This is a genomic window from Salinicola sp. (genome assembly GCF_982684285.1).
On the sequence record NZ_CEXLVS010000067.1, the window covers coordinates 1 to 17023 of the forward strand.

The following is a 17023-nucleotide window of genomic DNA, read 5'->3' on the forward strand; positions in this document are numbered from 1 at the left end:
TTTGACCACCTGACCGTTGCCCTGCTGGGTATCGGCACGCTGGAGCCTTCCCGCTTCCTGGCCCGTAGCGGCAATACCTTCTCGGATACCGAGCTGGCTGACCTGGCCGCTTCGGGAGCGGTGGGCGATGTCTGTCTGCGCTTTTTCGATGCCCAGGGCCGGCTAGTCGATCATCCCCTCAATCAACGCGTTGTCGCGATCTCCCCCGAGACCCTGCAGCGCGTGCCGCGGCTGATCGGGGTGGCCGGCGGTGCGCAGAAGATCGAGGCCATTCGTGCCGCTGCCCTGGGAGGATGGATTCGGGTGCTGGTGACCGACACCTTCACGGCCGAACGGCTGGCGGCAAAGACGGTGGCGGCGCCCATCGTGCCGTCTGCCACGTCACTTGCCCCCTGACGCAACAGGAGAAGCCAACATGAGACGTTTCGAGGGACAGACCGCAGTGTTGACCGGTGCCGACCGAGGCATAGGGCTTGCGATCGCCACACGTTTTGTTGAAGAGGGGGCCAGCGTGGCGCTGGCTTCCAATCGCACCGAGGTACACGAGGCTGCTGCTGCCCTCGAAAGCCTCATCGAAGAGCAGTCCCGGCCCGGCCGGGTGATGGCGGTCAGGCTGGATGTCACGAGCGCCGAGGAGGTCAACGCGTTCTACGCCGGCGTGTTCGAGCGCTTCGGGCGTATCGATATCTCCGTTCAAAACGCCGGGATTATCACCATCGCACCGCTTGAGGAGCTCTCCGAAGAGGCGTGGCGGCGTGTACTCGATGTCAATACCACCGGTGTCTTCCTCTGTTGCAAGGCGGCGTTGCATTACATGAAAAGCGCCGGCCATGGCCGCCTGATCAACATGGCTTCGGGGCAGGCGCGTCAGGGGTTTATCTACACCCCGCACTACGCCGCCAGCAAGTTCGGCGTGCTGGGACTGACCCAGAGTCTGGCGCGGGAATTTGCCTCTGCGGGTATCACCGTCAACGCCATCTGTCCGGGCATCGTGGAAACCGATATGTGGCAGTACAACGATCACCACTGGGGCCAGCTGCTGGGTGATTACGGCCCCGGAGAACTGATTCGTGAATGGGTTGCCGGTGTGCCCATGAAACGCGCGGCACAGCCGCGAGAGATTGCCGGTACCGCCGCCTTCCTGGCATCGCGGGATGCCGACTACATCACCGGACAGGCCATCAATGTGGATGGCGGTCTGATCATGTCCTGAGTGCTGAGTACGATAAAAAGAGGTTCACCATGGCAACAGAGTACGACATGTCGTTGCGCTACGGCGTCGATCCCGATCAGTCGCTGGCCGGCAGGGTGGCGCTGGTGACCGGCGGCCTCGGCGGCATTGCCACCGCCGCCAATGAGGCGATGCTCGCGAAGGGCGCCAATATCGCCATCTTCTATCCCGAGTTCGAATCCGATCGGGTCGATGAAGTCATGGCGCATTACCCCGCCGAGCGAGTCAAGGCGTGGTGCTGTGATGTTACCAGCGAGCAGGAAGTTGCCCGCGGCGTCAGGGAAGTGATCGAACACTTCGGCGATCTGCATATCCTGGTCAATGCGGCCGGCACCATCACCCTGACTCCGGCAGAGGATATTTCTCTTGCAGAGTGGCAGCGCCAGATCGATGTCTGCCTGACCGCCCCATTCATCTGTGCCCGTGAGGTCGGTCGCCATCTGCTATCCAGTCAGCATGGCGGCAAGATCATCAATATCGCCTCTCAGGCGGCCACAGTCGCCATTGATCATCACTGTGCCTACACCTCGGCCAAGGCCGGTCTGATCGGTATGACCAAAACCCTGGCCAAGGAGTGGGGGCCGCATGGCATCAACGTCAATACCATTTCGCCCACGGTGGTACTGACCCCCATGGGGGCCGCCGCCTGGCAGGGTGAAAAGGGCGAGCGCATGAAATCGATGATTCCCACCGGACGCTTCGCCTACACCGACGAGATCGCCGCCAGCATCGTGTTTCTGGCCTCCAACAGCAGCGACATGATCAACGGCGCCGATCTGCTGATCGATGGTGGCTACACCATCTGGTAGTGCAGCTGAAGGTTGGCAAAAGCGCTGCGTTTGCAGCACATGACGACAACAATTTCTCCAAGGAGAACCTCATGAAAATGTCACGCCCCTTTCCACTGAGGGCTACCGTGGGTGCGGCCCTGTTATCCGTAACGGCACTGGCGCTTTCGCCGCTGGCGCTTGCCGCCGAGGGCAAGAGTGGTGATCGAAGCATTGCGATTCTGGTCAACTCGCTGGACAACCCCTATTACGCCGCTGAAGCCAATGCCGCCAGGGAACAGGCGCAGGAGCTGGGCTATCAGGCTCGAGTGCTCTCTCATCAGGAAGACGTCAATCGCCAGCGTGAGCTGATCAGCTCGGTAGTCGCCCAAGGTGCTGATGGCATCGTACTCGACAACGCCGATTCTTCGGCCAGCGTCGCCGCGGTGCGCTACGCCACTGAAAAGGACGTTCCGATAGTACTGATCAATCGCGAGATCCCCGAGGATGGCATCGCCATTGCCCAGCTCAGCCATAACAACGTTCAGGCTGCCTCTCAGGTGGCCCAGCGCTTTGTCGAAAAGGTGGGCGAGAAGGGCAAGTATGTCGAGCTGACCTGCAACCTGGCCGACAACAACTGCGTGACCCGTTCACAGGCCTTTCACCGGGTGCTGGACCAGTATCCCGATCTTCAGATGGTGGCGCGACAGGACGCCGGTGGTGAACTGCTGCGTGCCAAGCAGGCCATGGATTCGATCCTGCAGGAGCACCCCGACATCAATGGCGTTGTCTCCGGTAACGGTCCGGTGGCACTGGGCGCCATTGCTTCGCTCAAGGCCGCCAACAAGCAGGGCGTCACTGTGGTTGGTATCGACGGCAGCAATGACGAGCGCAATGCCGTGCGCAGTGGCGATCTCTATGCCACCTCGATGCTGCAGGCCCAAGAGCTTGCCCGCCAAGGCGTCAGGGAGCTCGATCAGTACCTCAAAACCGGAAGCACCGGCCAGCCCGAGCGCCAACTCTTTCGCGGCATCCTGATCACCAGTGATAACGCGAAGTGTGTGCAGGATTTCGAGTATCAGTGCCAGTGAAGCGGCAAACCAGGGGGAGCGCCCATGGCGCTCCCGGCTTCCCGAACGGGAGTTGACATATGCATATATCGCGCAGACGTGGCCAGTTAACGCTGGTGGTGGTCGCCATGCTACTGCTGGGCATGACGACCACCGGCTTTCGACTGGTCTCCGATCAGGAACTCGAAAAAATTCGTTCGGCCGATCAGGGGCCGGCGATCGATCCCGCGCAGGTATTCGAGCAGCGGCTTGTCCCCTGGGCAACACAGCGTGCCATGCCGCTTTCGAAGGTCCTGGCTGCCATTGATGAAAAAGGCTTTACGGCTGCCTGTCAGTCGAATGGCGTGCAGACCAGTCAGGCATTTCCCTGCACCTTCTGGGTGAAGGTGACCGGGACCGTGAAGCAGGTAGCGCGTGGGTCGCGGGTGGGCCGGGTCAGTCTCGAGACTGATGCCAGTCGCCAGGTGAATCTGATGGTCGGCCCGGTGATCCCCGGCACCGCCATACGCGATGGCTTTCCGGAGATCAAATACAGCGATTTCAGCAATCAGAACAGTTTCGCCGACTTCGCTGACGGTCTGAATCAGCAGGTTGAGCAAGTGATCGAGCGTCATGGCGAACTGTCTGCCGGCCAGGCGCTTGAGGCAGTCGGTGCCTATGCCACCTGGGATGGCATGGATCGAAGCATTGATGTCGTGCCTGTCGCGCTGCATCACCAGGAGGGGCACTGATATGACCACCCACCCGATTCAACGAGAGCAGGCACCCGGCACTGTTGCCGAATCCGCCAATGAGCGTGAGGCTGGTGTGCAAAAGAAGGGGGAGCCGCTTGTCAGACTTCGGAATGTCAGCAAGCGCTACCCCGGCACGCTGGCGCTGGATGATGTCAGCTACGCGGTCTATCCGGGCAGCGTGAATGTGCTGATCGGTGAAAATGGCGCGGGCAAATCGACCCTGATGAAGATACTTGCCGGCGCCGAGCGTCCCAGTGATGGCGAGATTCTGGTCGGCGATCAAGCGGTGTCATTCGGTGGCGTGCGCGATGCCGAAAAGGCCGGCATCGGCATTATTTTCCAGGAACTCAACCTCTTTCCCGACCTGACCATTACCGAAAATCTTTTTATCGGCAGCGAAAAGCGCCGGTTCGGCCTGATTGACGTCGGCAGCCAGCAGCATGACGCGAAACAGCTGCTGGAACGGGTGGGGCTGCATCTGAATCCCGCGACCCGGCTGGGAGATCTGCATGTCGGTCAGCAGCAACTGGTCGAAATTGCTCGTGTACTGGGACGCAATGTGCGGGTTCTGATCATGGATGAACCAACCTCGGCACTGAGTCAGACCGAAGTCGAGGTGCTGTTTTCGATCATCGAGAATCTGCGCCGCGAAGGGGTCGCGATTATCTACATCTCGCATCGCCTCGAAGAGATCATGCGTATCGGCGATCACATTACGGTACTGCGGAATGGCCGAGTAGTGGGTGTTGATCAGGTTGCCCGGATCGATATCCCGTGGATCGTTCAGCAGATGGTCGGGGACGAAAAAAAGGCTTTCGACTACAGCCCTCGGGAAACAGGGGAGATGCTGCTGGCGGTCAGGAATCTGTGGCTGCGGCGCAGTAATGGCACGCTGGCGCTCGATAACATCAGCTTCAGCGCCGGACGCGGCGAGATCATCGGCATCTACGGGCTGATGGGCGCCGGTCGTACTGAGCTCATGGAGGTACTGCTGGGGCTGCATGGTAGTGCGCGAGGTGACATCGAGCTGGACGGAAAGTCGCTGGCTCATGGCCAGCCTGCGCGCCATATCGGCGCCGGTATCGCGCTGGTACCGGAGGATCGTCAGAGTCACGGCATGTTTCAGCCGTTGTCAGTGCGCGACAACATGACCCTTTCAAGTCTGAGGCGGTACTGCGGTGGGCTGCCCGGCCTCAATCTCATTATGTCACGCCGGGAACAACACCACTCCCGGCGGATGATCGAATCACTGGGCATCAAGACGGCGGACGATACGCTGCCGATCACCTCGCTCAGCGGGGGGAACATGCAGAAGGTCGTCATTGCCCGTGCGCTTCTCACGCAGCCCCGGATCCTCCTGTTCGACGAGCCTACCCGCGGTGTCGATGTCGGGGCCAAGGCCGATATCTACCGCGCCATGAGCGACATTGCAGCCCAGGGCGTCACTATTCTCTATACCACCTCGGAACTGGACGAGGCGCTGGCAGTATCCGATCGGGTACTGGTCATGGCCGCCGGTCGCATTACGGCAGATCTCCGCCGTGAAGAGGCCGATCGCAATCACATCATGCAGAAATCAGCGCCCACCGTCGTTTCCGACGAGGATGGCAGTACACAAGGAGTCTCGCAGTGACTACCATGACCGGTACTCCCGATACCCACGGCAAACGCCATGGCCGGCCTCTCTCACGTCTCATGCTGCAGTTTCTGAAGCTGAGAATTTTTGTGGCCCTGGTCGCCGTCGTCCTTTATTTCGCCTTGACTGCGAACAACTTCCTGACCACCGGCAACCTGTTGATCATGGCGCAGCACATTACCGTGATCGGTATCCTGTCGATTGGCATGAGTCTTGTGATACTCACAGGGGGCATTGATCTTTCGGTGGGCTCCACCGTCGGCTTCAGCGGCATGTTTGCCGGCTATCTGATCATGCAGGGGATCCCGATCGGCGACCAGACGCTGTTTCTGAGCGTGCCGGGCGTTATTCTCGCCACCTGCCTGATCGGAGCGCTTATCGGTCTGATCAACGGCGTACTGATTACCCGACTCAATGTCGCCCCCTTTATTGCCACGCTGGGCATGCTCTACGTAGTACGTGGGGCGGCGCTACTGTTCAATGACGGAGCAACCTTCTCCAGCCTGGGTGGCTATGAGGCACTGGATAACACCGGCTTTGCCATTATGGGTAATGGTGAGTTGCTGGGGATCGGTGTCCCTGTCTGGATACTGGCCGTGCTGACACTCGGGACATGGCTTGTCAGCCTCCGCACCCCGCTGGGGCGACATATCTATGCCATTGGTGGCAACGAGCATGCCGCTCTCTTTTCAGGATTGCAGGTCAAGCGCGTCAAAATGTTCGTCTATGTGTTCTCAGGCTTCTGTGCGGCGATCGTGGGGCTGGTAGTGACCTCTCAGCTGCAGACCGCTCATCCCATGACCGGTGACACCTACGAACTTCGTGCGATCGCTGCCGTGGTACTGGGAGGCACCGCGCTGGCGGGCGGCCGTGGTTCGGTACTGGGTTCGGTAGTGGGAGCCTGTGTGATCAGTATCCTCAATGACGGCATGGTGATGTCAGGGGTCAGTAATTTCTGGCAGATGGTCATCATGGGGATCGTGATTATCTTCGCAGTGGTGATCGACCAGCTGCAGCAGCGCCTGCAAAAGCGTGTCATGGTCGCCGGTTGACGAGAGCCTGCAGAGAGCAAGAACCGGGTCCGGTCGAGAGTTCATTATGCCCTCAATTTCCTGGTGGATACGGGCAAAATCATACCTGTCGACTCACTGGGGATTAGGCACTATCTGAAGAGTCGACTAGCGAAGACCAGATAAAAATCCATGGAAGAGTGGATTTTACGCGGTGTAAATGAGCATCTTGAGTCGGTTTCTTAGGCCGTGTGATCGAGCGCCGCCGTTGTCAGGCTGAGTCTCAGTAGTCGATGCCGCGGCGCGCTTGAATCCCGGCATCGAAGGCGTGCCTGGTGTCGTGCATTTCGGTGACCGTGTCCGCCATCTCCACCAGCTCGCGATGGGCATTGCGCCCGGTGACGATGACGCTCTGCTCCGGCGGGCGATCGGCGATGGCGCGCTTGACCGTGTCGATGTCGAGGTAGCCGAACTTGAGCATGTAGGTGATCTCGTCGAGCACCACCAGGTAGACCTCGGGATCGGCGAGCAGGCGCTCGGCTTCCCGCCAGACCTCGAGGCAGGCGGCGGTGTCGCTGTCGCGGTTCTGGGTATCCCAGGTGAAGCCCGTGGCCATGACGTGGACCTCGAGCTGGGGATCCTCGATCAGCCGCTCGCGCTCGCCGCACTCCCACAGCCCCTTGATGAACTGGATCACGCCGACACGGTAGCCGTAGCCCAGCGCCCGGGTCACCGTGCCCCACGCCGCCGTGGTCTTGCCCTTGCCGTTGCCGGTGAAGACCAGCAGCAGGCCCCGCTGCTCGGTAGCGGCGGCGACCTTCTCGTCGACGTGGGTCTTGAGCTTCTGCATGGCTTGCTGGTGACGCTGCTGGCGATCGTTCATGGGGACTCCGGTTGATGGCGATCGGGGGGGCTTGGCGGCGGCGGACTCACGGCCTGGGCAGCGGATATCCCAGGGCGCTGGCGATCTCTTCGGCGTGGTCATTTACCCAGGTCGAGGAAATGGGGCCCCAGTCACGGATCACGTAGCGCCCGATCTGATGGCGCTCTCCCTGGGCCTGCTCGAACTCGCAGTGGATGTCGAGCTCGGCGAGCGCGGCGAGGGTATCCTGAGCGGTGCGGCGTGGCATGCCACTGAGCTCGACGATGGCCGGCACGCTGACGGCGAGACCGGCGTCGATCAGGTGGGCGACGTAAAGTCGTCGATAGAAGCTGGTGCGGGTCTTGCTCAGTGGCATGCGTCGCCTCGTCACTCGGGGATTTTGTCAGATGCTACGCCAACGCCTCCCGTTCGACGACCGCCGACTCGCCTCAAGCGGCCATGGCCTCCAGCATCAGCCCGCGGTAGTCGATCAGCCACGTGACGAATCGGTCGATACCCTGCTCGAGGGAAACCCGGGGGGTATAGTCGATGACCGACCTCAGCTTGTGGGTATCCGCCCAGGTCCGCTCGACGTCACCTGGCTGCATCTGCTTGAAATGCCGCGTGGCGGTGGTCCCCAGGCGTCGTTCCAGCGTATCGACGAAGTCGAGCAGGGCGATCGGCTTGCCGCGACCCAGGTTGTAGATCTCGTGGGGCGCGGAGCGGTCGGCATCGGGCCGGGGTGCGTGGGGCAGCAACCGCACGATGCACTCGACCACGTCGTCGATGTAGGTAAAGTCCCTCGCCATGCGGCCGTGATTGAAGATGTCGATGGGCTCTCCACGCAGCAGGTTCGCCGCGAACAGGCAGGGTGCCATGTCCGGGCGTCCCCACGGGCCGTAGACCGTGAAGAATCGCATCCCGGTGGCGGGCAGTCGATGCAGGTCGGCGTAGCTGTAGGCCATCATCTCGTTGGCGCGCTTGGTCGCGGCGTAGATCGACGCGGGCTGGCCCACCGGATCGGTTTCCCGGAACGGGAGCGTCTTCTGGCGCCCGTAGACCGAGCTGGAGGAGGCGTAGAGTAGATGCTCGATGTCGTGTCGCTTGCACACGTCGAGCAGGTTGAGAAATCCCGTCAGGTTGCTGCGACCGTACTCGTGGGGATGCTCCACGGAGTGGCGCACGCCGGCCTGCGCCGCGAGATTGATGACATGGGTGAAGCGCTCGCGCGCGAAAAGCGTCTCCAGCGCGTCGAGATCCGCGATATCCACGCGGTGGAAAGGAATGCCCGACAACTGTTCCCTGCGTGCCTGTTTGAGTGACACGGCGTAATAGTCGTTGAGGTTGTCCAGCGCGACGACGCTGTGACCCTCGCGAGCGAGGCGGTCGGCGAGGTGAAAGCCGATGAATCCGGCCGCGCCGGTGACGAGAATTTTCATGCTGGTCCCTGTATTGAAAGAATCTTCACCGCTCGGGCCGGTGAATCTCGGGTGAATGTTACCAGTTGCAAGCGGACAGCCGGGGACTAAATGACAGTGCGGTGACGGGCACGACATCCAGCTTCCCCCCGCGATAATCGAACAGGTGGGCGGCGCTATCCTGGGCGATCAGCGGTCGCAGATCGCGATCTCGACCCACCACCCATCCCGACGGCGCCTGGCTGCGGAACCGACAGAGATCGGCCGGGTCGCCGGACAGCGTGACGAGCGGCTTTTTCAGGCGTCCGGCGAACTGGAAGGTGGCCTGATAGTTGTCGCCATCGAAGGCTACCGGGACACCGGCGGCTTCCAGTCTGGCCAGTAGCTTGCCCGGGGCGTCGATGTCATAGCGGCTCCACAGCGGGGCCAGCATCAGCTGCGCCGTTATCAACACGGCGACAGCCGTGCCGAGAGAGAGGCCGCGGATCGTCTGCGCAGCGCCGTGCCAGCGTTGCCGCCACACGATGGCGGCGAAGGCGAGTAGCGCGAGGGCGCCGAACGGCGAAATCATCGAGCCGACGGCCTCGTCGCGGCCGAACCCCGCCAGGCCGAGCGCTGTCAGGCCCAGGAGTGCCATCGCCACCGCGGCCGCCCGTGGCCGGAACGGCCTGCGAGGATCGACCTGGCCCAGCCGGTCCATGACCAGCAGTGCCAGCGCGGGCAGCAACGGCATCAGGTAGTGGATCTGCTTGCCACTGATCATGGAGAAGATCAGCAGCGGCGCGATCAGCCAGATCCAGGCCAGTCGCTGATGGCGATGCTTCGGGAGGCGTGGCCATCCGGCCGGCCACAGCAGCCAAGGGAAGGTCAGCAGAGGCAGCCATGGCAGGTACCACCAAGTCGGGCGCGCATGGGCCATGGCATGCTGCAGGCGATCGACACTCTGGCCCCAGAGCAGGTCCCGGGCGTAGTCGGCGCCGCCCAGCCAGGCGGCGGGCAGTGCCCAGGCCAGCAGCATCGAGCACCCTAGCGCCAGGGCGAAGGCCAGGCGCCGCCGACCGGGTCCGCCCAACGGCGAAGCGCGCCAGAGCGGGATCGACAGTAGAATCGGCGCCAGTGTCACGAAGGCCGCCGGCCCCTTGGCCAGCAGCGCCAATCCCAGCCACAGTCCGCTGACGGTGGCCTTGCGCAAGTCGAACCGACCCGCGATCAGTGGCGAGATGGCACCCAGCAGGCAGGCACTCAGCAGCACGTCGAACATCAGCGCGCCGGCGTAGAGATTCCACATCAGCATGGCGGCGAGCACCATCGGTGCCAGTCGGGCCTGACTGCCGGCGTAACCCAACCGGCGCGCTATTCGATAGAGATGGATCATCGCGACCAGCGAGGCCAGGGGCGATATCGACTTGGGCCACCAGTCGCTGACGCCGAACAGGGTCCAACCCGACTGGATCAGCCAGAACAGCAGCGGCGGCTTGTCGGCGTAGGCGGCGCCATTCATGAGCGGAAGCCAGACGGAGTGGGCCTGCCACATCTCCCAGGCGACCGAGACGTAACGGGTCTCGTCGATCGGCATCAGCGGTCTGGCCAGCGCGCAGACGAAAGACAGGGTCCACAGCAGGGCGATGACGATGACGTCCCGGTGGCTGGCCTCCAATCGTCGCGGGTAGGACGAGTGGGAAGATTTCTGGGTGATGATCACTCGATGGGTCCCGACATGGCTGTGAGCCGCTACTGTGGCGCCGGTGTCTTAACGAAACATTATCCTGCAAGGGGGTGGTCGGCATCGGGCCGGGCAGCCTCGCGCCATGATCATGAGGGGCGATACGATAAGAAATCGTTAAGGTAGGTGTGTCTCAATGACGCTGTATGGGTGGGATTTCACGGATCTCGATGAATGAACCAGAACGGAAATCGCAATGCGCGTTTTGTTGGTGGAAGACGATCCCCTGCTGGGTGACGGCATCCGAACGGCCCTGATCCGGGAGGGTTATGTCGTCGATTGGCTGACGAAAGGTCGCGATGCGCTGGAAGCGGTGCGGGTCGAACCCTTTTCGTTGGTGATACTCGACCTGGGACTGCCGGACATCGATGGGCTGGCGGTGCTGAAGGAGATGCGCCGCCACTATCCGATACCGGTCCTGATTCTGACCGCCCGCGACGCCGTCGAGCAGCGTATCCAGGGGCTGGACGCGGGCGCCGACGACTACGTGCTCAAGCCGTTCGACCTGCAGGAACTGCTGGCGAGGATGCGGGTCGTGACCCGGCGCGCCGAGGGGCGTTCGACCCAGTTGCTCTCCATTGGACAGTTGATCATCGACGAATCGCAGCACGAGGTCAGCTGGCGAGGCGATACCATCGCCCTGGGGCGTCGTGAATTCGCGCTGCTGCTCGAGCTGGCCCGAAACAGCGACAAGGTGATGTCCCGGCCCAAGCTGGAAAGTCTGCTCTATGGCTGGGGCGAGGAGGTCGGCTCCAACGCGCTGGAAGTTCACGTCCACCACCTGCGGCGCAAGCTCGACAAGCATCTGATCACCACCGTGAGAGGCATCGGTTATCGTCTGGATAGCCGCGTGGCATGACATCGATTCGCCGTTATCTCAATTTCACCCTCGCTGGCGTGCTGGTCCTGGTCATGGCCCTGGCCGTGACCGCCGCCTACCTGATCACCCGACACGAGATGGAAGAGATCTTCGACGCCCAGTTGAGCCTGCAGGCGCGCGTGGTGTCGGCACTCGTCGATACCGACACCACGCCGCGAACGTATGCGGCGATCGCGGAGCAGCTCTCGCAGCCGGGCCATTTCGCCCGCTGGTATGGCCAGACCGGCAGCTTCATCGACAAGATTGGCAATCCGAAACGCTACATTCACGAAGAGGGCATGCTGTCGCTGGGCTTCTGGGATGCCGAGCATCGACCGATTCTGATGGGGCCGCGCTGGCACGGAGAGGAGGCCTTTCCGGCGCCGAGTGAGACGGGATATCGCTGGCAGCGCTTCGACGGCCACCGCTGGCGAGTATTCAGCATGCCGATCGAGGGCGGGCGCTGGCTGAGCGTCGGGCTGCGGGAAGCGTTTCAGGACGAGCTCTCCAACAAGGTTGCACTCGGCAATTTCGTTCCGCTGCTGTTGGCGTTGCCGATTCTGATCTGGCTGACCGCGCGGCTGATCCGGCGCGGCCTGGCGCCGATCGGGCATCTGTCCAGCCAGGTACAGACCCGGGACGAAAAGGACCTCAGCCCGATTCGGGTGGCGGTGCCCCGGGAACTGCAGACCCTGCGCGGTGCGCTCAACGACTTCATCGATCGACTCGGCCAGACGCTGGAGCGCGAGCGACGCTTTACCGCGGACGCCGCACATGAGTTGAGAACACCGCTGGCGGCGATGAAGATTCACCTGGACAACGCCCGCTTCGGCGAACCCAGCGCACTGGACAAGGCCTACAGCGGCATCGAACGATTGCAGCGCGTGGTCGAACAGCTGCTGCTGCTGGCCCGGCTCGATATCCATCAGGAGCGACCGGCTCCGGAGCCGGTCTCGCTGTCGGCGCTGGTGATGGACCTGGCTGCCGACCTGTGGCCGCTGGCCGAATCCCAGCAGCAGGAACTGGAGATCGTCGAGGGCGACCCCGTCAGCGTGACGGGCAACGCCACCGAGCTGGGAATCCTGATCCGCAACCTGATGGACAACGCACTGCGCTACACCCCGTCGGGCGGTCGGGTTGTCGTGACCATGGGGATCGACGAGCAGCACCCGTGGCTGAGCATTGCCGACTCCGGACCGGGAATCCCCGAATCGATGCTGGAAGCCGTGACCCAACGCTTCCAGCGGGCCTCCGATCAGCGCATCAGCGGCAGCGGTCTGGGCTTGTCGATCGCCGTCGAGATCGCCGAGCGCCAGCGCTTGAGCCTCTCTCTCGCCAACCGCGACGGTGGCGGGCTGGCGGTGCGGCTGGAATGGCTGGACGCCGTCGTTTGATTCGCCGTCACGATGCAGCGTGTCATGGCATTCTCGCTGTCGCTTTTCTCATACCCGAGGCGTGCTGCCGGTGTCGTCCGGCAGCGTAGTGGGCGCCACGAATAGCGGTGCCGCGTCGGCATCGCCCTGGCACCGACCGACCGCGGCTGCCGGGACGAGCCACCAGTCGTCCCCATTCTGAATGCCCATGTCATGAATCCGCGCGCGGTCGATGCAGGCGTAGTCCTCGGCCTGGCGCCTCATCGCCAACATCCAGCGGTCATCGTCCTGCTGCAGCCATGCAAAAGCGCGCACAAACTGTTGTCGAGTGGGCGTCTTGTCGCCGAATTGAACACTGGGTTGGCGCGACTGGAGCAGGAACTCCTCGTCGAAGTCCGGCATCGCCAGCCAGGCGTCGGTGCCGGTGATCGCCTCGACCCGGGCCATCATGTCACGTGGCGAGCGGGCGTGATCCTGGAGCGCGTAGCCCCAGGTCGACCAGCTCACCCAGAACACCACCAGCCAGAGGGCCAGCGCCCAGAGTCCGCGACGAGGGCGCAGGGCGACCAGCAGTCCGGCCGCGATGGCACCGATCACGATCCACCAGCTCCACGGGGACACGGCGTGACGCTCGGCGACCTTGGCCAGCGCGGGCAAACCGGCGGCGCCGAGCACACCCGCGGCCAACAGCATACCGCCCAGCAGCGCCAGCAGGCCGAAACCCAGCCAGTGCAGACGCTTTCTGGTGACCAGCCCCGGCAGCAGTGGAGCCAGTGCCAACACCAGCAGGGGCAAGGTCGGCAGCATGTAGACGCCGCGCTTGCCGGGCGAGAGGGAGAAGAAGGTGACGATCAGCACGACCGAACTGAGTGGCAGCAGGATTCGCGGATCGGACCGCCGCAGCCGGCGCCACCAGGCGGGCAGTGCCCACGGAAACGCCAGGATCAACGGCATCCACGCCCAGGGCAGTACGCTCACCAGATAGTAGTACCAGGGTTCGAGATGGGCCCAGGAGTCGGCGTACCGCTGGCCGGTCTGCTTGAACAGGATGTTGTCCCGGTAGGCCGCCAGTGAAGGGTCGTCCCCCCAGGTCGACATGACGATCATCGGCACGGCCCAGGCGGCGATGCACAGCACCATGGCAGCGATGCCCCGGACCGCATCCTTGAGCGTGATGGGTGTGACCCTTGGGCGGGAATGTCCGGAACAGGTCATCCACAGCCAGGCTGGGAGCAGCGTCAATGGCAGGATACCGACGCCCTTGGTGATGATGCCCAGTCCCATTGCCACCCAGCCCACCAGCCACCAGCGCCGGGCCGGCCCCAGCAGCGCGTGGCGCAGCAGGCCATAGGTGGCGAGGGTGGTGCAGAAGGTCAGCATCATGTCGATCTGGGCGGTCTTGGCCTGCAGCACGAACTGGACCGCGCTCACCAGCGCCAGTCCCGACATCAGCGCGATGCGCCGACCGTACAGCCGACGACACAGATCCACCGTCAACAGCAGGGTGCCGATGCTGGCGAGGGTGGTGGGAATCAGGAAACCCCAGCGCACGGAGCCGGTCAGCCAGATGCTCAGCGCCGATGCCCACATGAACAGCGGCGGCTTGTCGGGATAGAGCTCGCCGCCACGGTGCGGAAACCAGAACTGCCCGGTGCGCAGCATCTCCAGCGCGTTGAGCGCGAAACGCGGTTCATCGGCCGGCCAGGGGTCGCGCAGGCCGATACCGAGGCCCAGCAGCACGATGGCGAAAAGCAGCAACAGCAGCCAGGCACGACGATAGTGGGCCTGCGAGGGATCGGACAGGAAGCGCCGCATGAGCGAGGTCTCGTTCAGGAATTCGAGGGAGTTTCCGGGACGCTAGCCTGGTGCTTTTCCCGCCGGATCAGCATCAGATTGCGCACGTAGATGACCAGGCCGGCCCCCTGGCCGGCGATGAACACCGGGTCGCGGCGGTAGATCGCGTAGGCCAGCAGCGTGGCACCGCCGCCGAGGCTGAAGAACCAGAAGGCGACGGGGATGATGCTGCGCCTGGCGCGCTCGCTGGCGAGCCACTGGATGATGAAGCGGGCCGAAAACAGGGCCTGCCCGATGAAGCCGATGGTCACCCATACCCACTCCTGGCTCATGATGTCGCCTCCTCGCCATCGGGGCGCCGTTGACCGGCCGTTGCATCGCCGCTCGGCGTCGTCATCGCCTCCGGCAGCTCGACGCAGGCCGCCGGCAGCCGGCTACGTCGGCGCAACCACATCACCCCGACCATATCCACCAGCCCGACCCACAGCCGGTTGTTCAGCCCGTAGTGCGATTCCCCGGCTCCCCGTGGGCGATGGTTGACCGGGACGGAGACGCACCGGCCGCCTTGGGCGCGTATCAGCGCCGGCAGGAAGCGGTGCATATGATCGAAATAGGGGAGCGACACGAAGGCGTTGCGGCGCACCACCTTCAATCCGCAACCGGTATCCGGCGTGGCGTCGTTCAGCAGCGCCGAGCGCACGCGATTGGCGACCCTGGAAGAGACGCGCTTGATCCAGTCGTCGCGACGATTGATGCGATGACCCGCGACCAGCGCCACATCTCCACGCCGAGCGCGCTCGAACAGCCTGGGCAGGTCGGCCGGATCGTTCTGGCCGTCGCCGTCGAGCGTGCCGAGCCAGACGCCTCGCGCGGCCCTGGCTGCCTGCCAGACGGAGGTGCTTTGCCCTGCACTCAGCGCATGGCGCATCGGACGCAGGCGGGGGGACCGCGCCGCGCGTCGCTCCAGCAGATCCCAGGTGCCGTCGGTCGAGGCGTCGTCGACCACGATCACTTCGTGGTCGATATCGGCCAGCGCCCGCTCGATCTCGTCGAGCAGGCCGGGTAGATTGCCGGCCTCGTCCTTGGCCGGTATCAGGATCGAGAGCAGGGGGGAGTGAAGGGGTGAGCGCATTGATGGTAATTCCCTGGCGAGCTGACCGGCTGCCTGGGCGCTCGACATCACTCGTCTCGCAGGATGTGTGGCCCAGGCGGTTCCGGTCTGGCTCGATTGAACGTGTCGCGGAGCGCGCGAGCGGAGTTCCGCCATGGTCGCGAGCCAGACTTAAAGGAATCTTAAGCGATAGTCGCGGGGAGGACATTCCAACCAAAGGGCATCCTCCGCGTGGTGGCCGACGCTCGAGAATCAGCCGAACAAGTCCTGCTGGGCGTGGGGCGCACGGAAGCGGGTGGTATCGAGCCCCATGTCCGCTCGTTGTCCCATTTCCAGCCGCTTCGCGGCGCGGCGGAAGCGTTGGCCGATCATGTCCACGAACAGGCCGTCGCCACGCATGCGATGGCCGAAGCGGCTGTCGTTGCTCTGGCCCCCGCGGGATTGGCGAATCAGGCTCATCACCTTGCCCGCGCGCTCCGGATAGTGCTCCTCCAGCCAGGCCTCGAACAGCGGCGCCACCTCGCGCGGCAGGCGGAGTAGCGTCCAGTTGGCGGTTCGGGCGCCGGCGTCGGCGGCCCGGGCCAGGAGCGTCTCGATCTCGCTGGCGTTGACGGCGGGTATCACCGGCGCCACCAGTACGCCGACCGGCACCCCGGCCTGGTGCAGGTCCCTGATGACCTTGAGGCGCGCCGCGGGTGAGGCGGTGCGCGGCTCCAGGGTGCGTTTCAACTCGTTGTCGAGCGAGGTGAGGCTGACGAAGACGCGTACCAGGCGCTGGCGGGCCATCTCGGCCAGCAGTTCCCGGTCACGCAGGATCAGTGCGCTCTTGGTCACCAGCGTGACCGGGTGACGACACGCCAGCAACAGCTCCAGCAGCGAGCGCGTCGTACCGTGCTGGGCCTCGATCGGCTGGTAGCAGTCGGTATTGCCGGAGAGATTGATGGGCCGACAGACATAGCCGGGCTTGCACAGCTCTTCACGCAACCGATCGACCATGCTGGTCTTGGCGATCAGTCGGGTCTCGAAATCGATCCCGGGAGAGAGATCCCAGTAGGCGTGGCTGGGCCGGGCATAGCAGTAGATGCAGCCGTGCTCGCAGCCGCGATAGGGATTGAGCGAGCGATCGAAGCCCAGATCCGGCGATTGATTCCAGGAGAGCGCCTTGCGGGGCGCCTCGAACTGGACCTGGGTGGCGATCCGGTGCGGCAGCTCCTCCTGCCACCAGCCGTCGTCTTCCCGGGTGCTGTGGGTGGGCTGGAAACGGTTGTCGGGATTGTAGGTCGCACCGCGGCCTTTCATGGGGCCGGTAGGCCTGGAGGGAGACGTCATGCCAGCGACTCCTGTGAATGCTGTCTATATATACAGTATCACTGGGAACGACAAGGGAGAAAGCTGTTTAAAGAGGGAAGAGGGAAGAGGGAAGAGGGAAGAGGGA

Annotated in this window: 17 protein-coding genes; 9 read left to right on the top strand and 8 right to left on the bottom strand. The window is 63.4% G+C overall.

Annotated elements, in window-relative coordinates:
• The 7 genes from AC3AYF_RS07950 to AC3AYF_RS07980 form a co-directional block, all read left to right on the top strand.
• A partial coding sequence (locus tag AC3AYF_RS07950; protein WP_295036431.1) for a sugar-binding domain-containing protein occupies positions 1–396 on the top strand: 396 nt, incomplete at its 5' end.
• Between the two features lie 19 nt (positions 397–415).
• Positions 416–1213 carry an SDR family NAD(P)-dependent oxidoreductase gene (locus AC3AYF_RS07955; protein WP_295036430.1) on the top strand — a complete coding sequence of 266 codons (798 nt, stop codon included), beginning with the start codon at positions 416–418 and terminating at the stop codon, positions 1211–1213.
• Positions 1214–1242: 29 nt separating this feature from the next.
• On the top strand, positions 1243–2040 hold the full coding sequence (locus AC3AYF_RS07960; protein WP_295036429.1) for a GolD/DthD family dehydrogenase: 798 nt from the start codon (positions 1243–1245) through the stop codon (positions 2038–2040).
• Positions 2041–2111: 71 nt separating this feature from the next.
• Entirely contained in the window at positions 2112–3089 is a 978-nt protein-coding gene (locus AC3AYF_RS07965; RefSeq protein ID WP_295036428.1) for a D-ribose ABC transporter substrate-binding protein, read from the top strand.
• 107 nt (positions 3090–3196) lie between these two features.
• Positions 3197–3799 carry a DUF2291 family protein gene (locus AC3AYF_RS07970; protein WP_487779599.1) on the top strand — a complete coding sequence of 201 codons (603 nt, stop codon included), beginning with the start codon at positions 3197–3199 and terminating at the stop codon, positions 3797–3799.
• 1 nt (position 3800) lies between these two features.
• Positions 3801–5435, top strand: a complete 1635-nt coding sequence (locus AC3AYF_RS07975; RefSeq protein WP_295036426.1) for a sugar ABC transporter ATP-binding protein — start codon at positions 3801–3803, stop codon at positions 5433–5435.
• 5 nt (positions 5436–5440) lie between these two features.
• Positions 5441–6490 carry an ABC transporter permease gene (locus tag AC3AYF_RS07980; RefSeq protein ID WP_295036432.1) on the top strand — a complete coding sequence of 350 codons (1050 nt, stop codon included), beginning with the start codon at positions 5441–5443 and terminating at the stop codon, positions 6488–6490.
• A 241-nt stretch (positions 6491–6731) separates the two neighbouring features.
• Here the strand turns inward: AC3AYF_RS07980 and cobO are convergent, their stop codons facing one another.
• The 4 genes from cobO to AC3AYF_RS08000 form a co-directional block, all read right to left on the bottom strand.
• A complete protein-coding gene (gene cobO, locus AC3AYF_RS07985; RefSeq protein WP_295036425.1) occupies positions 6732–7331 on the bottom strand; it encodes a cob(I)yrinic acid a,c-diamide adenosyltransferase in 600 nt (199 codons plus the stop codon).
• A 46-nt stretch (positions 7332–7377) separates the two neighbouring features.
• On the bottom strand, positions 7378–7686 hold the full coding sequence (locus tag AC3AYF_RS07990) for a winged helix-turn-helix domain-containing protein (protein ID WP_295036424.1): 309 nt from the start codon (positions 7684–7686) through the stop codon (positions 7378–7380).
• Between the two features lie 73 nt (positions 7687–7759).
• Entirely contained in the window at positions 7760–8749 is a 990-nt protein-coding gene (locus AC3AYF_RS07995) for an SDR family NAD(P)-dependent oxidoreductase (RefSeq protein ID WP_295036423.1), read from the bottom strand.
• A 58-nt stretch (positions 8750–8807) separates the two neighbouring features.
• Positions 8808–10430, bottom strand: coding sequence for an ArnT family glycosyltransferase (locus AC3AYF_RS08000; RefSeq protein ID WP_295036422.1), 1623 nt, complete (start codon positions 10428–10430; stop codon positions 8808–8810).
• Positions 10431–10647: 217 nt separating this feature from the next.
• On the opposite strand from AC3AYF_RS08000, the gene AC3AYF_RS08005 reads away from it, so the two are divergent.
• Positions 10648–11310, top strand: coding sequence for a response regulator (locus AC3AYF_RS08005; RefSeq protein WP_295036421.1), 663 nt, complete (start codon positions 10648–10650; stop codon positions 11308–11310).
• Positions 11307–12704 carry an ATP-binding protein gene (locus tag AC3AYF_RS08010; RefSeq protein WP_295036419.1) on the top strand — a complete coding sequence of 466 codons (1398 nt, stop codon included), beginning with the start codon at positions 11307–11309 and terminating at the stop codon, positions 12702–12704. Before AC3AYF_RS08005 ends, AC3AYF_RS08010 begins: the two co-directional genes overlap by 4 nt.
• Positions 12705–12752: 48 nt before the next feature.
• Here the strand turns inward: AC3AYF_RS08010 and AC3AYF_RS08015 are convergent, their stop codons facing one another.
• The 4 genes from AC3AYF_RS08015 to AC3AYF_RS08030 all read right to left on the bottom strand — a co-directional run bounded on the left by AC3AYF_RS08015 (position 12753) and on the right by AC3AYF_RS08030 (position 16917).
• Positions 12753–14498, bottom strand: a complete 1746-nt coding sequence (locus tag AC3AYF_RS08015; protein WP_295036418.1) for an ArnT family glycosyltransferase — start codon at positions 14496–14498, stop codon at positions 12753–12755.
• Positions 14499–14512: 14 nt separating this feature from the next.
• Positions 14513–14809 carry a lipid-A-disaccharide synthase N-terminal domain-containing protein gene (locus AC3AYF_RS08020; protein ID WP_295036417.1) on the bottom strand — a complete coding sequence of 99 codons (297 nt, stop codon included), beginning with the start codon at positions 14807–14809 and terminating at the stop codon, positions 14513–14515.
• Positions 14806–15609: a glycosyltransferase family 2 protein gene (locus AC3AYF_RS08025; protein ID WP_295036416.1), complete on the bottom strand. Its 804-nt coding sequence runs from the start codon at positions 15607–15609 to the stop codon at positions 14806–14808. The genes AC3AYF_RS08020 and AC3AYF_RS08025 overlap by 4 nt, the downstream gene beginning before the upstream one ends.
• Before the next feature lie 231 nt (positions 15610–15840).
• The gene (locus AC3AYF_RS08030) at positions 15841–16917 is read right to left on the bottom strand and encodes a PA0069 family radical SAM protein (RefSeq protein ID WP_295036415.1); all 1077 of its coding nucleotides are present in this window, start codon (positions 16915–16917) and stop codon (positions 15841–15843) included.
• Positions 16918–17023 lie beyond the last annotated feature (106 nt).

Coding starts and splice junctions, on each gene's coding strand:
- AC3AYF_RS07980 (WP_295036432.1), top strand. CDS start 5,441: ATGACCGGTACTCCCGATACCCACGGCAAACGCCATGGCCGGCCTCTC.
- AC3AYF_RS08030 (WP_295036415.1), bottom strand. CDS start 16,917: ATGACGTCTCCCTCCAGGCCTACCGGCCCCATGAAAGGCCGCGGTGCG.
- AC3AYF_RS08025 (WP_295036416.1), bottom strand. CDS start 15,609: ATGCGCTCACCCCTTCACTCCCCCCTGCTCTCGATCCTGATACCGGCC.
- AC3AYF_RS08015 (WP_295036418.1), bottom strand. CDS start 14,498: ATGCGGCGCTTCCTGTCCGATCCCTCGCAGGCCCACTATCGTCGTGCC.
- AC3AYF_RS07965 (WP_295036428.1), top strand. CDS start 2,112: ATGAAAATGTCACGCCCCTTTCCACTGAGGGCTACCGTGGGTGCGGCC.
- AC3AYF_RS07975 (WP_295036426.1), top strand. CDS start 3,801: ATGACCACCCACCCGATTCAACGAGAGCAGGCACCCGGCACTGTTGCC.
- cobO (WP_295036425.1), bottom strand. CDS start 7,331: ATGAACGATCGCCAGCAGCGTCACCAGCAAGCCATGCAGAAGCTCAAG.
- AC3AYF_RS07995 (WP_295036423.1), bottom strand. CDS start 8,749: ATGAAAATTCTCGTCACCGGCGCGGCCGGATTCATCGGCTTTCACCTC.
- AC3AYF_RS07970 (WP_487779599.1), top strand. CDS start 3,197: ATGCTACTGCTGGGCATGACGACCACCGGCTTTCGACTGGTCTCCGAT.
- AC3AYF_RS08020 (WP_295036417.1), bottom strand. CDS start 14,809: ATGAGCCAGGAGTGGGTATGGGTGACCATCGGCTTCATCGGGCAGGCC.
- AC3AYF_RS07960 (WP_295036429.1), top strand. CDS start 1,243: ATGGCAACAGAGTACGACATGTCGTTGCGCTACGGCGTCGATCCCGAT.
- AC3AYF_RS08010 (WP_295036419.1), top strand. CDS start 11,307: ATGACATCGATTCGCCGTTATCTCAATTTCACCCTCGCTGGCGTGCTG.
- AC3AYF_RS08005 (WP_295036421.1), top strand. CDS start 10,648: ATGCGCGTTTTGTTGGTGGAAGACGATCCCCTGCTGGGTGACGGCATC.
- AC3AYF_RS07955 (WP_295036430.1), top strand. CDS start 416: ATGAGACGTTTCGAGGGACAGACCGCAGTGTTGACCGGTGCCGACCGA.
- AC3AYF_RS07990 (WP_295036424.1), bottom strand. CDS start 7,686: ATGCCACTGAGCAAGACCCGCACCAGCTTCTATCGACGACTTTACGTC.